Genomic DNA, 17410 nt, shown 5'->3' on the forward strand with positions numbered 1-17410 from the left:
TGTTACCGACCTTCAATAGGAGTCTCCCGCGAGATGGTTGATGAAATGCAGTAATCAGTTCTTGTATTCATTTTTGTTACTCCGTGTCCCGACTGACTCTCTGATATCAGCTTAACGATGGCTATCGTGACGCAAACCAACCCAAGAAAGTCCGCAGCCATAGTATGACGCCCGTCGGTAACATAGAAAAAGTGTGGTGCTTGCAGTAGCAGTGTAACAAGACCTAGCAACCATAGCCTGATACAGCGCTTACCCTGCGTGATTACAATATAGAGAGGCACAAAAAAATATAGCCATCGTCCCGGTAGCCACCAACTAGCCAGGCGACTTATAACCTTTGTTGCATAGTCATCTGGAGCAAAATTCATTAGCTCAACTACCGCTTTCCAATAGCTGGAAGGGGGCATTCTTAAGTTATCAGAAAGGGTCGCGCCTTCAGTAAGAGGTACCCACTGATGGCCAAAATAAACGTTATGCAATGTCATCAATAATACTAATGACAAAGGAATTGTTTCAAAAAAAATGGCAATAGAGCACATTCGCCAAGCCCGATACGCCCAGAATAATGCTACCGCTAATGCGACCAAAGCAATATTGGGACGCATCCAAATAGACGCAGCCATGCACGTAAATCCAATTAACGCCAAATGACGCTTAGCACCTCGCTGGGAAGGTTCGCTGCTCTGGTAGCTGTCAGGAATGGATCTAAGTAAGAGGAGCATTGAGATAATTAGCAGCAATAACCCTAGCGGGTCTGGGTACCCATCGTTTGCGGTTCGAAGAATTTTCACATACAGGGTGGCCGCGAGTATGCTAAAAACTGTGAAACTTTTCGCGCAGAGCGAGCCTGGTATTAATAATTTAAAAATATTGTAGGTAAGGATAAGCAGAGGTGCCATTAGCACGGGATACCCTAGCCCACTTATCCCAAATAAAAGAAATTCGATAGACCTAAAATATCGCATGCCAGGCATAAAAAGATAAATTGATTCGCCACCACGCAGTGCATCAGCCCAGTCCCCTTTCGCAAGCGAAATTGAAATATCTCGTGCCCAAGATAGATATAAAAGGCTATCAGAATGATTTATCGCCAGATGTAATCCCCCTAAAATATCAAACGAAGTTAGGGTGACGACGAAAATTGAAATTGCGCCGACCACGAGATAATCTAAGCTCGTTTTTTCGATAGCGAGGACAAAGATTAAAATTATTACAGCAGTTAAAAAACCTAATAGCCCCAAGAATGTGGATTTCCACTTAAGCTGACTACTTGGTGAAAAATCAAAAACTAGAGGATGCAATTCATTGGTCTGTAAACCCCAAATCCTTTCCCCCACTCGGTCTTGACTAATGCTTTCGCATTTCAACTGAGGTAACCGTTCTTCAATGGCCTGTTGCTCCGACCAATAAACTCCCGCACGGCATAATTTCCCACCGACCATTTCTTTATTAATTTCGAACATCACATAAAACGAATATGGCGATTTATTGATATTTTCGTTATGTAAATGCCATCTGTAGTTTGTGTTGAAATTAAGCTCCATTAATTGCTTGCGAGCTGAGTCAAGATGAATTGATGCTGGGTCAATTTGATGTATTTGAGAATAGTCAACAACAGATACCGCAAATGGGAAGCTATCGACATTTAGCGAATTAAAACAAGGCATTTGTCTTCCCCATGCGCGACCAAAAGACACAGGTGTGCATTTATCAACCGTAGGGTTGTCCTTTTGAAACTCAGTTGAGAAGAGTGCAAGAGCTTGTTCTGGTAGAAATTTTTTATAGAGGGGAAAATTAGTGGTGTTCGGAGCAAACAGGTTGTATCCGTAACTAACTGGCGATGGGGAAAGGTATGGCTTTATTATTAGGAAAGACAAGAAACATACTGTTGCAACGGCATAGCTCTTACGTTCGCTCCGGATCGGACTCGCAAAAAGAAAAAAAGTGCATATTCCCAACACACTTGCCTTGGCGGCAGTATCTAAAGGTAATCCTAAGGTAGTTACGATTGCTAAAATTACTATGATTTTTATAGAAACTTTCGCGGACTCAAGTTCGAATGGCAACAAAGCCTTATTCAAAATTTTTCTCATTCTTAAACCCCCGTTGCATCAATACGTTTCAATAGTTTGGTTATCGCGGCCAGAACTGTTTCAGGCTGCGCATCCTTCACACAAGCACGGGTTCCGAGAATCAAGGCCAATGTTATTTTTATCATGGAGCAGAAATTTCCGAAGGGTCATCGCATAAAGCGAGTGCGGCATCGGCAATCTGCCGAGCATCAATCCCTTCGATACAGGCGCGGGTGCCAACGCGGCAGGTGTAGGGCGCATTGAAGGTATGTGAACAAGGCGCGCAGGGTAAATCCGTGCGTTGCAGAATGATCACATGATCGCCCAATGGACGTGTTTCCTGCATATCGACAGGGCCAGCCACTGAAACTATCGGCGTATTGACGGCATCGGCCATGTAAGTCACGCCCGAATCCACCCCAATGAAGACGGTCAATCGTTGCAACAGCGTAGGCAATTCAGCGATACCCAGTGTGCCACAGGCATTGATCACGGCTGCCGCAGGTAATTGAGCGGCAATACTGAGCGCCTCTGATTTGTCATCCGCACTACCGATCAACACCAGTCGCGCAGTTGGTCGCACGACCAAGAGGCGGCGAGCGATGGCAATAATTTTTTCATCGCCCAAAGCCTTCAATCGATTGGCACTACTGACACCGATGCCGATCAGCGGCACTGACACCTGACCATGATTCAGCTCACCGAGCAGACCTCCAAGCTGCACACCAAGCAGCACATCCACCTTCGCTTCAGCACCGGCAACAGCGAAGACTTCTTTATCCACATGCCCGCCAGCAATGCCTAGCCGTGACAACAATGCCAGATACGTTTCCTGAATCAGTCGGTCACCGCGATGCAACTCAACTTCGCTCCACAAGCGCGCGGCCAGGCGATGGCTAGCGCCGCCGAAATTCGACTGCACCGCCAAACGCCGCGGAATCAACGCCCACAGTGCCGCCACAGCATATGCCGCGACTGCATTGAGGCACACCACTGTGTCATAGTGACCCTGCCGCAGCAAGCAAATAAGCCGCCATTTGCCACCCAGCCCGCGAAAGGTTTTAGCCTCGGCCACGATCACTTCATCCACCCGCAAATTGGTGCGCAATAATGGCACATTCTGTGCTGTGGCCATCACGGCTAAATGTGCTTGCGGATAACGCGCCTTGATTTCTCTAAACACCGGCGTAGCGCACAGCAAGTCACCGATTTTCGCCATCTGGATGACGAGAATGCGCTGCGGCTCGGCAGGTGCCCGTCCGGCGATGCAGCGCAGTAGCGGTGAAACCAGCCAGGTCAACCACAGATAAAACATCACGCGGCCTCCAGTACTTTTGTCACGCCCGCAACATATGCTTCGATGGAAAAGTCGTCGCTGGCACGACGGCGACCGGCTACGCCAAAGACGTGTCTTTTTTCGGAGTTGCGCAATAAATCGGCAAGAAGTGCTACCAATGAATCAATGTCATCGTAGTCATAAAGATAACCTGTCTCGCCATGCACCACAACCTCACTGGAACCCACAATCCGCGAGGCAATCACTGGCTTTTCAAGCAACATCGCTTCCAAAATTACCCGTGGCAACCCTTCATTTGACGAAGCCAGCGCAAACACGTCCATCGCCGCAAGCCAAGGCAAGGGTTGCTTCTGAAAACCGGTAAAAGTGACCCGAGTGGCCAGTCCCAGTTCATCCGCCAGTTGCTGCAAAGCGGTCGCTTCCGGCCCTTCACCAACAATCAGCAAATGCGGCGTCAAATCTTGCGGAAGACGCGCCACTGCGTGCAGCAGATGGGCAACGGATTTGCGCTTGATCAAGGAACCGATGGTGCCGATTACCGGCGTGTTCGACACTACGCCAGCCAAAGGTTGCGGCTCAGGGAATGGCTGGCGAGTATCGATGCCGTTATGCACCACATGGCACAACTCGCGCCGCACACCTTGCCGTATCAGCGCATCGCGCACGCCGTGCGAGACACAAATCAGGGCGTGCGCGATGCGATTGATGATGTCACGCTCCACAGTGTTGATGCGGGGCTCAATGCGGCAATGCTGTATCACCCGCACGCCGGTCAGCTCAGCCGCAAGATAACCTTCCAGATTGGAGGCAGGCTGATTGTTCATATACAAAAGATCATAACCGCCGGTCCGCAGCAATTCGGCCAACGCACGCGCGCGCGGCCGGATACGCCAGGCGAGTTCAATCCTGAACACCGCCGCCATACGCAACGGTTTGCGCCAGGGCAACAACCCGCGCGCCAACTCCTTGGCGAGTTTGGCCCACCACGGCTGGTGACGTGTGGGCAGGATGAGCAGCGGAATATCGATGGCTGCCAACGCCTCGCGCAGTGTCGAATCCCCATGCCGATAGTTGTGATAGAAACAAGCCGTCACCGCAAAGCGGGTGCGGTCGATACGCTTTAGCAACTCGATCATGCTGTTGGTGCCACCGCCCCATTCGTTGCCGGTATCGAGTAGCAAGATGCGCTTCGGAGCTCTCATGTCGCATGCACAGTCGAGGGGGTTATCGGCGTGATCTGTTGCTTGGAAAAGTAAGTGTGATGGTCAGGAATATCACGGCTAACCACAGCACCAGCGGCAATGACAGCGCCATCCCCTATATTGACACCGCGCAAGATGACTGCGTTAGCGCCAATCCAGACATTCTTGCCCACATGGATTTTTTTGTTGATGAAACCAGATTGACTGAGCGGCAAGGTCGGATGACGAAAATCGTGATCGTGATCGTAAAAACGAACACCTTCACCAATCAACGTGCCATCGTCAATGAAAATACTTTCTCGCGCATTAAATGACGTATACGAATTCACAAACACGCACTGACCAAACATCAACGTGCCGCTGACATTGAAGGTAACAAAATTGCGCGCACAGAAACCGTAACCAAGAATGATTTGGGCATGATCATTGCGTCGAAATATGCAGTACTTGCCGATCTCAAACGCCTCACCATCTACTGTCAACCCAAACCGATGCGCGAGATAGGCTTTCTTGAGACGACGCTTTAACTGACCGAATTTCATCTACGAGCTACCTCCTGATGAGCGTTCAGGGCATGCTGTTGCTTGCTGCGCAAACTGACTCAACTGCTGCGTCACGGCTGCGGCAACTTCGTCTGATGGAATCTGCGCCATCCAGCGATCATTATCAGTCTTGGAGCGGACACCCGCTGGCGCTGGATGATGAATGACAATATGCCGCTCAAGATCATAAGCCGGGCCCGAAACATCCGGGCCCGAAACCGCAAACAAAGATACCGTGGGCGTGCCGACGGCAACTGCCACATGCAGCGTGCCTGTGTCACCCGTTACCAACACGGCGCAGCGGTGCACCAGCGCGGGCAGCATTTCAATCGATAACGCACCTGCGGCAACGATAGCCCCGGCACCAATACCCCTGGCAATTTCTTCGCAGCGCAACCGCTCGTGCGGCGCACCGGTGATCACAAAGCGATACGCAGGATGCACAGCCAGCAGCATTTTCGCCAGCGCAACGAAATGCGCCACCGGCCACATGCGCCCACGGCTAGACGCCCCAGCCTGTAAACCAATCACAATATCCGCCGCCATCACATCATGCTCTGCCAGCCAGCGCGTCACAATCTCCCGAGTAGGATTCGGGATAGGCAAGTGCATGCGTGCTCCTTCGATCCGTGCGCCGACAAGCTGGGCAACTTTCAAACGCTGCATCATGCCATGTCCCATATCCAACCAACTCAAGCGCGGTGCTTGGTTACTCAACAAAAATGCAAACCGGCTGGTGTTAGGCAGCTTGAAAATAAAGCGCGCCCCGGCAAGATAGGCCAAGGGCGTTGCCTGTGGTTCGTTGCCATGCAGAATCAGCGCGATATCCGGATGAATGCGTCGCAGGGCCAGGAATGTCGAAAAAAAGTGGCTGTAGCCACCGTAGTAGGCAATGATGCCATCGAGGAAATCAGTTGGCTCAAAAAGTGGCACATAGTCGCGATGAATCAAGGCAGTAATATGTGCCGCAGGAAAATGCTCGCGCACCGCAACCATCGCCGCCGTAGATAACACTGTATCGCCCAGTGCCGTCGAAGACACCAGCAGGATGCGCTGCACGTTTTCCGGCTGATAGTCCGCCATTGTCCGCGCTCGGCGATCACCGCGAGCGAGCAACCGTGTGACCAGATAAAGCAGGGATTCGCGTAGATTAAGGCGCAATTATTTTCAGGCAGAACAAGAATTTGAACATTAAAACAAAACATTCGTGGATAGTAGAATCCACACCCACTACCATCACGATGGCTGGCAGATTCGCTGCCTGAAGCTATTATAGCGGTGCACCTTGCTTGGCCCCAATATCCGGTCAAACAGGTTAACCCGTTTGGCGTGATTCTTTAACAGCAATACAAATTATGGAAACATTACTTACCGGATTAATGCGTCTGCCGCTGCTAGGCAAGTTTTTTCGATCGGGCTTGCTCGCCCTGCAACGCAATACAGCCAACGCCATGAAACGCGTTGCCCGCAATGAGATCAGGCCGCGCGACTGGTCGAATGCCGAGCTGCGCAAATTTGCACCCCTGTTTGACGGCGCTGTGATCAATGTCAGCGGTTGGCGAGATGAAGACAAAACCGGTGGTCATTACCGGGATTATTTTCCTGCGGCGAAATCCTATGGCGTATCCAACTACAGGGGCGAGAGCGGTATTACCGGCACTGCAAATGAAGTATTCATCGATCTTGAGGATGAACTACCGCCGGAACTTGCGGGCCAGTACCAGGTTGCCTTCAACCACACCGTACTGGAGCATGTCTTCGATATCAAAAAGGCCATCGCCAATATCTGCGCCCTGAGTCACGACACGGTTATTCTGGTAACACCGTTCCTGCAACAAGTGCATTACATCGAAGGCTCGTTTGGCGACTGGTGGCGACCCACACCAATGTGCATTGAGCGGTTGCTGGAAGAACAGGGGTTTCAGGTGATCTATCAAAGCAGCAACGATAATCCCTGGTATGTCGTTTACGTAGTCACTATTGCCTGCCGCGATCCGGAAAAATATCGCCAGCGACTGACGTTCTCGAAAGCCGCAAAAGATACCGGCATTATCCATTTCGGCCTTGCTGAATCAGACACACTGAATTAAGCGGCCACCGTCTCATCAACACCGACTTTTCAGCCGTTCAGCGCAGACGTTTCAAGCAATTTGGCGCACCCAAATGGCGCTATCATGGCTTGTGACTGATGATGATCAATTCGGTCGCGAATCACGAACGCCTGATTCACCAAGCCGGTTTTTTCATCCAGGGTTTCTTGCGTCATATCGAGATAATCCAGCCCGGCGTCTTTAGCTAACACCTGTAGTTGCTGGTTGAACGCTAAAGCCAGCGCTGTTCTTTGTCGCTGATCAGCACTCGCGTTGCGTCGCAAGGGCTCGAGTTGAAACGTTTGTTGCTCATCACTGACCGTGGGCAAAATGCTGCCGAATAAAACAATCCTTGATTTTCCGTTGGACTGCAAATAATCAATCAGCCGCTGATACCCGCGTATCGCTTGCGGAATCAGCTCAGCTGCAGCGACACCCCGCTTCTGGGCAACAGCCCATAAGGTCACACTGCAATCCACTTCGCCCAGCTGATGCCTATCACATCAAAAGTCGGGTAGCGTTCGATGGCTTGTGAGAATTTAAGAAATGATCGAGTCGATGATTGATCATTATTCAACCCATAGGCCGTTGCGCCGCCCACCACTTCGCAATTGATATAGTGCGGCGAGAGCAACTCATTATCGTGAATGTATTCAAGCACTCCGCCGTGAGAATCACACAGGATGAGCATCTTTTTCCCGCCATGTATTCGGCATTTAAGCTTGGCCAGCCGTTTTCGTGTCGACTTAAGGAATTTGTTCAAAATCGTACCTTTTCCAATGAATGGGTTGTCGTTCTCTGGATGCAACCAATCTCAAAGCTTGTGCAGTGCCCCGCACGCCGTCTGGCCATCGCCGACTTTATATAAACATAGCTTGCCAGGATTTTAGCGGTATCTCATACATGCGAAGTGACTTAATGACCGCCAAACCGCAACCCGTTCCGCATGAATTAAGACCATGTCATGCGGTGTACAATGGGCCGCATCATGAATAGCGAGCTATCACTCCTTGCCTTATGGGGCTACGGGCTGGCCACTCTGGGCTACATTGCCTTGACTGTGCACCTGGTGCACCTACGCCGCACAACAGCACCGAATCGCACTAATCATGTACTGATATCTGCTGTCGCACTTTCCGCCCTATGGGCAGCCACAGGCGCCATCGTTCATCTGCTTAATTGGCGCGAGCTGCAACCCCTTCATGAAGCGTTGGACGCGTTACGCTACGGGGCTTGGTTCATGTTGTTAACCCTGCTGCTGTCGCCCTCACCGACCGATCGCAGCCCGCCTCCACAATGGCGTCCATCCCGCTTGATTTTCATCGGCGGTACCCTCATTTTCATCGGCTTGTTTTGTCAAAGCCTCAGGCTCATTGATCCGCTTTCTCCCGTTGCTGAACACGCTGCACATTACGCCGGGCTCGCGCTGGTTGTATTTGGCATTGTGCTTGTCGAACAGTTGTATAGAAACACGACTGAAGATTCGCGATGGAACATCAAGCCGTTGGCCATCGGGCTGGTGGCCATTTTCTTGTTTGACCTTTATTACTATTCGACGGCAGTCATGTTCAAACAGATAGACGAAGATGCTTTCGCCATTCGTGGATTTGCCTATGTGTTCATCATTCCCCTTTTGATTCTTACGGTTTACCGCACCCGCGCTCGCCCGCTGAACGTCACACTGTCCAAAACAGCCGTATTTCAGACAACCACTCTAGCGCTCGTTGGCCTGTATCTTCTGGCCACCTCTGCGGCCGGCTATTACGTACGCTATCTCGGGGGCAGCTGGGGTGGCGCTTTGCAGATGGTCGTCTTGTTTGCTGCCTTGCTTTTGCTCATGCTGCTCGGGCTTTCCGGGTCGATGCGCGCTCGCCTCAAAGTGCTGATCGGAAAAAATTTCTTCCGTTATCGATATGACTACCGGGAAGAATGGCTGAAATTTACCAATGCCTTGTGTGCCGAAAACAGCGTGCTGCAGCTAGGACAGCAGGTGATCCGTGGTCTGGGCAATATGGTCGAAAGCCCTGCCGGCTCGTTGTGGACGAAAGACGCTTCAGGGCATAAATTTATTCAAAGCGCACGGTGGAATTTTCCGGTATCCGACATTACTGAACCCAGTAACAGTCCGATGATCACCTCACTAGATGCCTCAGGATGGGTGTTAAGCCTGGAAGAGTTTCGCTCCCGCCCAGGGCGTTATGGCAGCTTAACGCTCCCCCCGTGGCTACTTGAAGTGCCCAATGCCTGGCTAGTGATTCCATTACGTACATCAGCCGGCATGGTGGGGTTTGTCCTTCTGACCACATCACGAACACCCATAGACCTCAACTGGGAAGTTAATGATCTGCTTAAAACAGCCGGCCGCCAGGCAGCAACTTTTCTCGCCCAGATGCAAGCCACCGAAGCCCTGCTTGAGTCTCGCAAGTTTGACTCATTCAATCGCATGTCGGCTTTTGTTGTGCACGACCTGAAAAATATCCTGACACAGCTTTCGCTCATGGTACGCAATGCCGAACGGCATGCTGACAATGTTGAATTCCAAAAAGATATGCTGTTAACGGTTCGTCACGCGGTCGACCGGATGCGCCAGTTGATGCTCCAGTTACGTGAAGGCGCAACGCCCGCGGATGGCTTCAGCGGAGTCAGTCTGGATGAGATCGCTCGTCGGGTACAAAAATCAAAGTCAGGCGCATTGCCTGCGGTTGATCTCAAAATTCATGATGCTGTCTCTATCCGCGGGCATGAGGAACGGATTGAGCGGGTGATCGGCCACTTGGTTCAAAATGCGCTTGATGCGACTCCCACCGAGGGAAAGGTCTGGATGGCTGTGCGGCGTGAGGCAGGCATGGCGCAAATCGAAGTAGGCGACACGGGGCAAGGCATGTCGGCAGACTTCATTCGCGAACGCCTCTTCAAACCCTTTCAAACAACCAAGCAGGGAGGCATGGGCATAGGCGCTTATGAAAGCCGACAATACATACAGGAATTGGGTGGGGAAATTCATGTCGAAAGCGAAGAAAATGTCGGCACCTGTTTTCGCGTCAGGCTACCATTGCTTGAAATCCAAACAACATCCGACTTGCAGCAACCGGAGATGAAATGACCACCGAAAAGTTGCGCCAATTGCTGGTTGTAGAAGACGACCCTGCATTACAAAAACAGATACGCTGGTCGTTTGACCAGTACAACGTGCTTCTTGCTGGCGACCGCGAAAGCGCCTTGTCGCAAATTCGTCGCCACACTCCGGCGGTTGTCACTATGGATCTTGGTTTGCCGCCCGACGCAGATTCAGTCTCCGAGGGCTTCAAGCTGCTGGAACAAATCATGGCTACCGCCCCGGATACAAAAATCATTGTCCTGACAGGACAAAATGAACAGGCCAATGCTTTACGTGCCATTGCTCTGGGTGCTTATGATTTTTTCGTCAAGCCTTTTGATCCGGAAATACTTAACTTAACTGTCGAGCGCGCTTTCCGGTTTTACGATTTGCAGCAAGAAAATCGCCGCCTGCAAGCGATGCAGCAACCCGATGTCTTGGGTACGCTTATCACGCGCGACCCTGAAATGCTGCGCATTTGCCGCACGATAGAAAAAGTGGCGCCCACCAGTGCCACAGTCTTGCTGTTGGGGGAAAGCGGGACAGGCAAAGAGCTGCTTGCTCGCGGTGTACACAACGCATCCCCCCGGCGCGACACCCGGTTCATCGCGATCAATTGCGCAGCGATTCCCGAGAATCTGCTTGAAAGCGAGCTGTTCGGCTATGAAAAAGGAGCCTTCTCCGGCGCGGCAAAAACCACGCTGGGAAAGATCGAGATGGCGAACAAGGGCACGCTGATGCTGGATGAAATTGGCGATCTGCCCTTGGCGCTGCAATCCAAACTACTGCGCTTCTTGCAAGAGCGGGTCATTGAGAGGGTTGGCGGGCGACAGGAAATCCCCATCGATGTGCGCGTCGTTTGTGCAACTCACCAGGATTTAAAAACCTTAATTCGCGAAGGCCGCTTCCGCGAGGACCTTTATTATCGCCTGGCTGAAATCGTCATCATGATTCCCCCGCTCAGAGATCGTATCGGCGATGCTGCACTGCTTGCCCATGCGCTCGTCCGTCGGTTTGCCAGTGAACAAAATCGCAGTTCACTTTCTCTGAGTGAAGAGGCGGTACACGCTATATCCGCCTACCCTTGGCCCGGCAATGTGCGCGAACTTGAAAACTGTCTCAAACGCGCAACCATCATGGCAGAAGGCAACAGCCTATCAGTGCAGGATGTAGGCCTTGATGATGCCTTTGAAGAAAACGCAATGCCGCTTGATCTGCGCACAATACGAGACACAGCCGAACGAAAAGCCATCATCGCTGCCGTCAGTCGAAGTAACGGCAATCTCGCACGAGCGGCCGATTTGCTTGGCATCAGCCGCCCAACTCTGTATGATTTGATGCATAAATTCGGGCTGAAGACGTAATCGTCTGTACAGATAACCCGCTATCACGCTTTAGCCTGGAAATCAAAGCTAGGCCTCATGGGAGCCTGCTCGCTTCAGAACGTTTTTACCATCCGCAACAAACCGTTGAACAAAGGTTAACTACTGATATGCGAAATCAACATCATTCCCGCTTCACGCAAATGGCGATCATCACCGCAACGCTTATCGTTCTGGGGTGCAGCGACGGTTCGCCAGAAAAAATGATGGCATCCGCTAAAGATTATCTGGAGAAAGACAATCCGGCGGCTGCCATCATCCAGATCAAGAATGTACTAAGCAAGAATCCCAATTCCCCTGAAGCGCGGCTTCTGCTTGGACGCGCGCTCCTTGACAGTGGCGACCCTGTTGCAGCCGAGGTCGAACTTCGCAAGGCTATTGAGCTCAAGGCACCCGCAGGGCGAGTCACGCCACTCTTGGCAAACGCCCTAATGGCGCAAGGCAAGGCGAAAACAGTCATCGATGATCTGACTAAAACCCCTACAGCCAATGCCGAAGAACTTGCCGAACTCAAAACAGCGGTAGGACACAGCTACGCAATGCTAGGCAATGTTGAGATGGCACAAACGGCCTTTAATGAAGCCCTGGCTGCCAAGCAAGGTCATGCCCCTGCTCAGCTTGGCTTAGCACGTCTTCAAGCGATAAAGGGGAATCTGGCGGAAGCCAACAAAATAGTGGATGAAGTTTTGATTAAAAACCCGCGGGAAGCCGATGCGTGGCATTTCAAGGGGGACCTTCAACGCGCCGAACAAAAGCTGCCTGACGCGTTAGCAGCGTACCAGAAAGTCCTTGAAATCAAGCCACGCACGACATCCGTACACGCAAATATCATCATGCTTCAACTGCAAGACCGCAAACTCGACCTGGCAACCAAGCAACTGGCAGAAATGCAAAAAGTAGCCGCGAAACAACCCATAACGGTGTATCTGGAAGCACTGATTGCCTTTAGTAAAAAGGATATTTCAGCGGCACATAGTGCCGTGGAAAACTTGTTAAAAATGCAACCGGATAATCCACAGGGATTACAGCTTGCTGGTGCTATTGCCTACCAAAACGGGTCTGATATTCAGACACAGAATTATCTCAGCAAAGCCTTACAAAAAGCCCCGGGACTTGATTACAGCCGCCGCATTCTTGTGAAATCCTATCAGCGTAGCGGGCAACCGGCTAAAGCTTTAGCAACGTTACAGCTAGTATTGCAAGGAGCAACGGTACCCACTGCATGGCTCACCCTGGCTGGCGAAGTTTATATGCAGAATGGGGACGCCGAGCGAGCTGCAGAGTTTTTTAGCCAGGCAGCGCAACATGACCCAAAAGATAGCAAAGCCAAGACCGCGCTGGCCTTATCACAAATGCGTCTGGGGCATACCGAGCAAGCATTTGCCGATCTGGAGCAGATTGCCGCAAGTGACTCGGGTATTTCGGCAGATATGGCGCTCATTGCCTCGGCCATGCGCCAGAAAAATTTTGACAAGGCACTTTTGTTCATTGCCAATCTAGAAAAAAAACAACCAGACTCACCGCTCGTGCATAACCTGCGCGGCCAAGCCTTCCTCGGCAAAAAAGATATCGAAGCCGCACGCAAGAGCTTTGAAAAATCGCTGGCGATTGATGCCACCTATTTACCGGCAGTCACTAACCTTGTCTCGATTGACTTGGCAGAAAATAAACTTGATCAAGCACGTCAGCGTTATGAAACCGTGCTAAAAAAAGACCCCAAAAATGTTCCCGCCATGCTTTCGTTAGCTCAGCTGAAAGCGCGCACCGGGGCAAGCCTGGATGATGTTGCCAGCCTGCTTAAAAAGGCGATTGCAGCGGATCCCAATAATTCAACGCCGCGTTTTGCGCTGATTAGCTTATTGCTCGGTTCCAAAGATAAAGATAAAGCGCGTGCTGCTGCGGAAGAAGCGTTGGCTGCTTTTCCGGAAAACCCGGAAATACTCGAAGTTGCCGGGCAGGTATACCAGTTTTCAGGGGATACCAATCAAGCCCTTGCGACGTATAACAAACTCACCAACCTGTTGCCAAACAGCCCGCAACCTTATCTCCGAATCGCCGAAATTCATCTGGCCGCCAAAAATAAACAGGCGGCTCGCGAAAGCCTGACCAAAGGACTGAGCAAGCAACCTGAATCACTCCCTTTGCAACGCGCCCAGATCATGCTGGATGTGACGGATGGGCGCTTTAGTGAGGCGCTGACCACTGCACGGGGCATCGAGAAAGCGCAACCCAAAGAATCTGCCGGTTACGTACTGGAAGGTGATGTCCAGCTGGCTCAAAAAGCCTGGAAAGAAGCTGCTACAGCCTATCGCGCTGGCCTGAAAGCAGCGCCGACCGCCGATCTGGCAGGACGCCTGTATCTTGCCCTATTGCAAAGTGGCCAGACAGCCGAAGCTGCCAGCACAGTCGACACCTGGATCAAGGCACATCCGAATGACCAGGGCTTCCGTCTATTCGTGGCCGACATGGCAAACAAGCGCAAAGACTATGCAACAGCGGTCAGCCACTACCGCGCAGTGCTTGCGGTCGCCCCAAAAAACCCGATCGTACTGAACAACCTGGCTTGGTCTCTGGGGCAAATGCGTGACCCCAAAGCAACTGCTTATGCTGAAGAAGCCAACAAACTTGCACCCAATCAACCTGCGATCATGGAAACCCTGGGCACACTGTATGTCGCCCAGGGAAAGGTTTCCCCTGGGGTGGATCTTCTCGCAAAAGCGGTTTCGCTCGCACCACAAAATCCTGACTTTCGCCTGAGCTACGCCAAAGCGCTGATCAAGGCCGGAAAGAAAACAGAAGCCAAACAAGCGCTGGATACGCTCGCCCAATTGGGTGACAAATTTTCGGCCCATGCCGAAGTTGTCGCACTGAGCAAGGGCCTGTAAGAAATCGCAATGAACACGGCGAAACCATCTTCCATTGGTATTTTTCGGCATTTAATCGCCTCCCTGGTGATGGGCTTGGTGACATTTGCCGTATCACCAGCGCCGACTTTTGCAGCGCAAGAACAAACCGCCGAAACATGGCGCGCCTTGCGCGAAGAAGCGCTGGCCTATGAGCACGGCGAAGGCGTGCCAAAAAATTCAGAAAAAGCCGTTGCCCTTTACTGCCAAGGCGCCAAGGCGGGCGACCCCGAGGCACGTTACAGTCTGGGCTGGATGTACATGAATGGTCGGGGCGTGCCCCGTAGCGATGGCTTGGCCGCCTACTTTTTCAAGCTTGCGGCAGATCAGGGTCATGTGCCTTCGTTAAAAATGTTGCCCTTTGTTGGTCAACCGGTGACAGAACCACCTGATTGTCTGCGTGAAAAAACCTTCGCCAGCAATGAGGTTGACTGGATTTTTACCAACGAAAAACAACGACGCCTGGCCACACTGATCAACCGTCTTGCACCAGAATATGGCGTCTCACCTCGATTTGCCTACGCAGTAGCGCATACAGAATCTAATCTCGACCCCAATGCCATCTCACCCAAAAACGCACAGGGGATCATGCAACTGATACCCGACACCTCCGCCCGCTTTAATGTAAAAAAACCTTTTGATCCTGAACAAAATGTGCGCGGCGGGCTGGCTTACCTGCGCTGGCTTTTAGCTTATTTCCGTGGTGATGTCGCACTTGTCGCTGCAGCGTACAATGCCGGCGAGGGTGCAGTCAACCATCACCGGGGGATTCCGCCTTATGCAGAAACACGTCAATACGTGAAGCGTATTCTCGCGCTATTTCCGCAACGCGAACACCCGTTTGATCCTGCCATCACCCAACCATCGCCGAACCTTCCTCAAATTGCGCGACATATGGCACATACCGAGCCATGACCTACAGCCGGGTTGAGCACCGCATTTCCCGCCGCTTGTTAGTTTTTGCAGCGACTCTAGCCCTGGCATTGACAATACCCACCGCACAAGCGGACTTGCCAGAAACCGTAACAGCCATCAAACCCTCAATTGTTGTTGTAGGTACCTTTAGCCAATTACGCAGCCCATCGTTCCTGATGCGTGGAACCGGGTTTGCGCTTGGCGATGGCTCAGTGATTGCCACTAACGCGCATGTCATTCCACCAGCACTTGATGCGGCACAGCAGGAAACGCTGGCCGTGCTGGTCAGACAAGGCGATGAGCTCCATCGGCGCAATGCCACCTTGCAAGTTACCGACGCAGACCATGATCTGGCATTGCTACGAATCTCCGGTCCACCACTGCCTGCGCTGAAAATTAAATCGGCTGCTAAGGTGCGTGAAGGGCAAGCTGTCGCCTTTATCGGCTTTCCTATTGGCGGTTCGCTAGGCTTTTCACCGGTGACACACCGCGGCATCATTTCTTCGATTACGCCGATCGCGCTACCTGCAGGCAACTCTGCCCAGCTTAAGGAAAAGCCGATTCGCCGTTTGCGCAGCGGCTCGTTTTCTATCTATCAGCTAGATGCCACCGCCTACCCCGGCAACAGTGGCGGCCCCTTATTCGATGTAAATACCGGTGAAGTTGTTGGCATTCTCAACATGGTATTCGTCAAGGGAACGAAAGAGTCGGTACTTGAAAAACCATCGGGGATCAGCTACGCCATTCCAGCCAGCTTCTTGCAGGGCTTGATAGCCCACACGCCACCATAGAGTTCACAATCACAGATCGTTGCCCAAGCAGGCTACCCAGCCAGGTTAAACCGGCACGTTCTCTTTTGGCCTGATCCGCACAGTGGCCTTATGCCACAGATGCCGAACCAGCAAATGTGCGGGCAACCGCAAGGCAAGCTCCCGCATGAAAAGCAGCTGATCCGCTGCCCCTTGCAAACGCGGCCGCGTCTGTGGATGACGCGTATTTGCCGAACAGGCCAAAAGCACCATCAAGGAGCTACTACTTGCCAACGCCTGCCCAGGCAATGGCGTGCGAAAAAAGCGATGACACAGCGCAAAAGCACTGCGCACTATCCGACTTAAACCAACAGCCTCGGCGCGAACCAGTACCCAGTTGGCAAAATTCGGTGTCGTTGTTTCAAAATGCCGCATCAGCAGGTCAATGTCCCACAAGTCACGCAACCCGCGATCAAATTCCGAATTCAACAGCAGGTGGCTTGCGGCATGCAAAACCATATCTTCATCCTTGAGGCGAAACCAGTTGCCCTTGCCGGGAAGCGCAACTGCCTCTTCGATCATCCGTCGCGAATCAATACGGATGCGGCAGGTTGGCATGGTTAACGAGTGGTGCAGATCTATCGTTGTTCCTCGCTGTAGATGCACCATCGGCGGTATCTCATGCGACCACTCGCGGTAATACCGCTGGTCATAGTCGTCATGCTTACCCGAAGCCCAGCCTCCCAGCATCAAGGCCGCCTCGGCCTGCGCCAGAAATGGCGGCGCTACCAGCAGATCAATATCAGAAAATATCCGCCCTCGTGCAGCGGGCAGGCTCGCCGCGCAATACGCAGCACCTTTGAGCAGTAAAGTGGGTGTTCCCACACCAGCCAGCGCATCACTCAGAAAACTCAGCTCGCGCTGAACATCATTCGCCAGGCTATCACTCTGCCGCGTGGCAGCGATAATATGTGGCATCACTTGGGGCGGCGCATGAGATGACAATAGCGCCGGGTAATCCTGCGCTAACACCTTGGCGACCCGCGCCATCACACCACATGCCCGTGCCTCGGCCAGCAGTAAACTCCAGCCCTCCGCATCCAGATGCGCGGCGCTTGAGTGATCGGCCAGAAAGTTGAGCAAAGGTGATTGACTAAGCAT

Annotated in this window: 14 protein-coding genes; 6 read left to right on the forward strand and 8 right to left on the reverse strand. The window is 52.1% G+C overall.

Annotation, left to right across the window (positions count from 1 at the left end):
- Window positions 1–2 precede the first annotated feature (2 nt).
- The 5 genes from PG1C_RS10975 to PG1C_RS10995 all read right to left on the reverse strand — a co-directional run bounded on the left by PG1C_RS10975 (window position 3) and on the right by PG1C_RS10995 (window position 6274).
- Window positions 3–2093, reverse strand: a complete 2091-nt coding sequence (locus tag PG1C_RS10975) for a hypothetical protein (RefSeq protein ID WP_202634809.1) — start codon at window positions 2091–2093, stop codon at window positions 3–5.
- Window positions 2094–2214: 121 nt separating this feature from the next.
- Window positions 2215–3387: a glycosyltransferase family 9 protein gene (locus PG1C_RS10980; protein WP_237218342.1), complete on the reverse strand. Its 1173-nt coding sequence runs from the start codon at window positions 3385–3387 to the stop codon at window positions 2215–2217.
- Window positions 3387–4571 (reverse strand): glycosyltransferase, encoded by a 1185-nt coding sequence (locus PG1C_RS10985; RefSeq protein WP_202634811.1) that lies wholly within the window; start codon window positions 4569–4571, stop codon window positions 3387–3389. The genes PG1C_RS10980 and PG1C_RS10985 overlap by 1 nt, the downstream gene beginning before the upstream one ends.
- Window positions 4568–5113 carry an acyltransferase gene (locus PG1C_RS14805; protein ID WP_269464905.1) on the reverse strand — a complete coding sequence of 182 codons (546 nt, stop codon included), beginning with the start codon at window positions 5111–5113 and terminating at the stop codon, window positions 4568–4570. The genes PG1C_RS10985 and PG1C_RS14805 overlap by 4 nt, the downstream gene beginning before the upstream one ends.
- Window positions 5114–6274 carry a glycosyltransferase family 9 protein gene (locus PG1C_RS10995; RefSeq protein ID WP_202634812.1) on the reverse strand — a complete coding sequence of 387 codons (1161 nt, stop codon included), beginning with the start codon at window positions 6272–6274 and terminating at the stop codon, window positions 5114–5116. It lies immediately after the preceding gene.
- 194 nt (window positions 6275–6468) lie between these two features.
- On the opposite strand from PG1C_RS10995, the gene PG1C_RS11000 reads away from it, so the two are divergent.
- Window positions 6469–7203 (forward strand): class I SAM-dependent methyltransferase, encoded by a 735-nt coding sequence (locus PG1C_RS11000; protein WP_202634813.1) that lies wholly within the window; start codon window positions 6469–6471, stop codon window positions 7201–7203.
- A gap of 29 nt (window positions 7204–7232) precedes the next feature.
- Here the strand turns inward: PG1C_RS11000 and PG1C_RS11005 are convergent, their stop codons facing one another.
- On the reverse strand, window positions 7233–7670 hold the full coding sequence (locus PG1C_RS11005; RefSeq protein WP_202634814.1) for a hypothetical protein: 438 nt from the start codon (window positions 7668–7670) through the stop codon (window positions 7233–7235).
- Window positions 7667–7966: a hypothetical protein gene (locus PG1C_RS11010; protein ID WP_202634815.1), complete on the reverse strand. Its 300-nt coding sequence runs from the start codon at window positions 7964–7966 to the stop codon at window positions 7667–7669. The genes PG1C_RS11005 and PG1C_RS11010 overlap by 4 nt, the downstream gene beginning before the upstream one ends.
- A 201-nt stretch (window positions 7967–8167) precedes the next feature.
- Here PG1C_RS11010 and prsK point away from each other — a divergent pair, with 201 nt between their 5' ends.
- The 5 genes from prsK to PG1C_RS11035 all read left to right on the forward strand — a co-directional run bounded on the left by prsK (window position 8168) and on the right by PG1C_RS11035 (window position 16291).
- Entirely contained in the window at window positions 8168–10306 is a 2139-nt protein-coding gene (gene prsK / locus PG1C_RS11015; RefSeq protein ID WP_237218162.1) for an XrtA/PEP-CTERM system histidine kinase PrsK, read from the forward strand.
- A complete protein-coding gene (prsR, locus tag PG1C_RS11020) occupies window positions 10303–11664 on the forward strand; it encodes a PEP-CTERM-box response regulator transcription factor (protein ID WP_202634816.1) in 1362 nt (453 codons plus the stop codon). The genes prsK and prsR overlap by 4 nt, the downstream gene beginning before the upstream one ends.
- Before the next feature lie 128 nt (window positions 11665–11792).
- Window positions 11793–14567, forward strand: a complete 2775-nt coding sequence (gene prsT, locus PG1C_RS11025) for an XrtA/PEP-CTERM system TPR-repeat protein PrsT (protein WP_202634817.1) — start codon at window positions 11793–11795, stop codon at window positions 14565–14567.
- 9 nt (window positions 14568–14576) lie between these two features.
- Window positions 14577–15500, forward strand: coding sequence for a transglycosylase SLT domain-containing protein (locus tag PG1C_RS11030; RefSeq protein WP_237218163.1), 924 nt, complete (start codon window positions 14577–14579; stop codon window positions 15498–15500).
- Entirely contained in the window at window positions 15497–16291 is a 795-nt protein-coding gene (locus tag PG1C_RS11035) for a S1C family serine protease (RefSeq protein WP_202634818.1), read from the forward strand. Before PG1C_RS11030 ends, PG1C_RS11035 begins: the two co-directional genes overlap by 4 nt.
- Window positions 16292–16336: 45 nt before the next feature.
- Here PG1C_RS11035 and PG1C_RS11040 read toward each other — a convergent pair whose 3' ends face one another.
- On the reverse strand, window positions 16337–17410 hold the full coding sequence (locus PG1C_RS11040) for a nucleotidyltransferase domain-containing protein (protein ID WP_202634819.1): 1074 nt from the start codon (window positions 17408–17410) through the stop codon (window positions 16337–16339).

The sequence above is a fragment of the Rugosibacter aromaticivorans genome (assembly GCF_000934545.1).
GTDB classification, from domain to species: domain Bacteria; phylum Pseudomonadota; class Gammaproteobacteria; order Burkholderiales; family Rhodocyclaceae; genus Rugosibacter; species Rugosibacter aromaticivorans.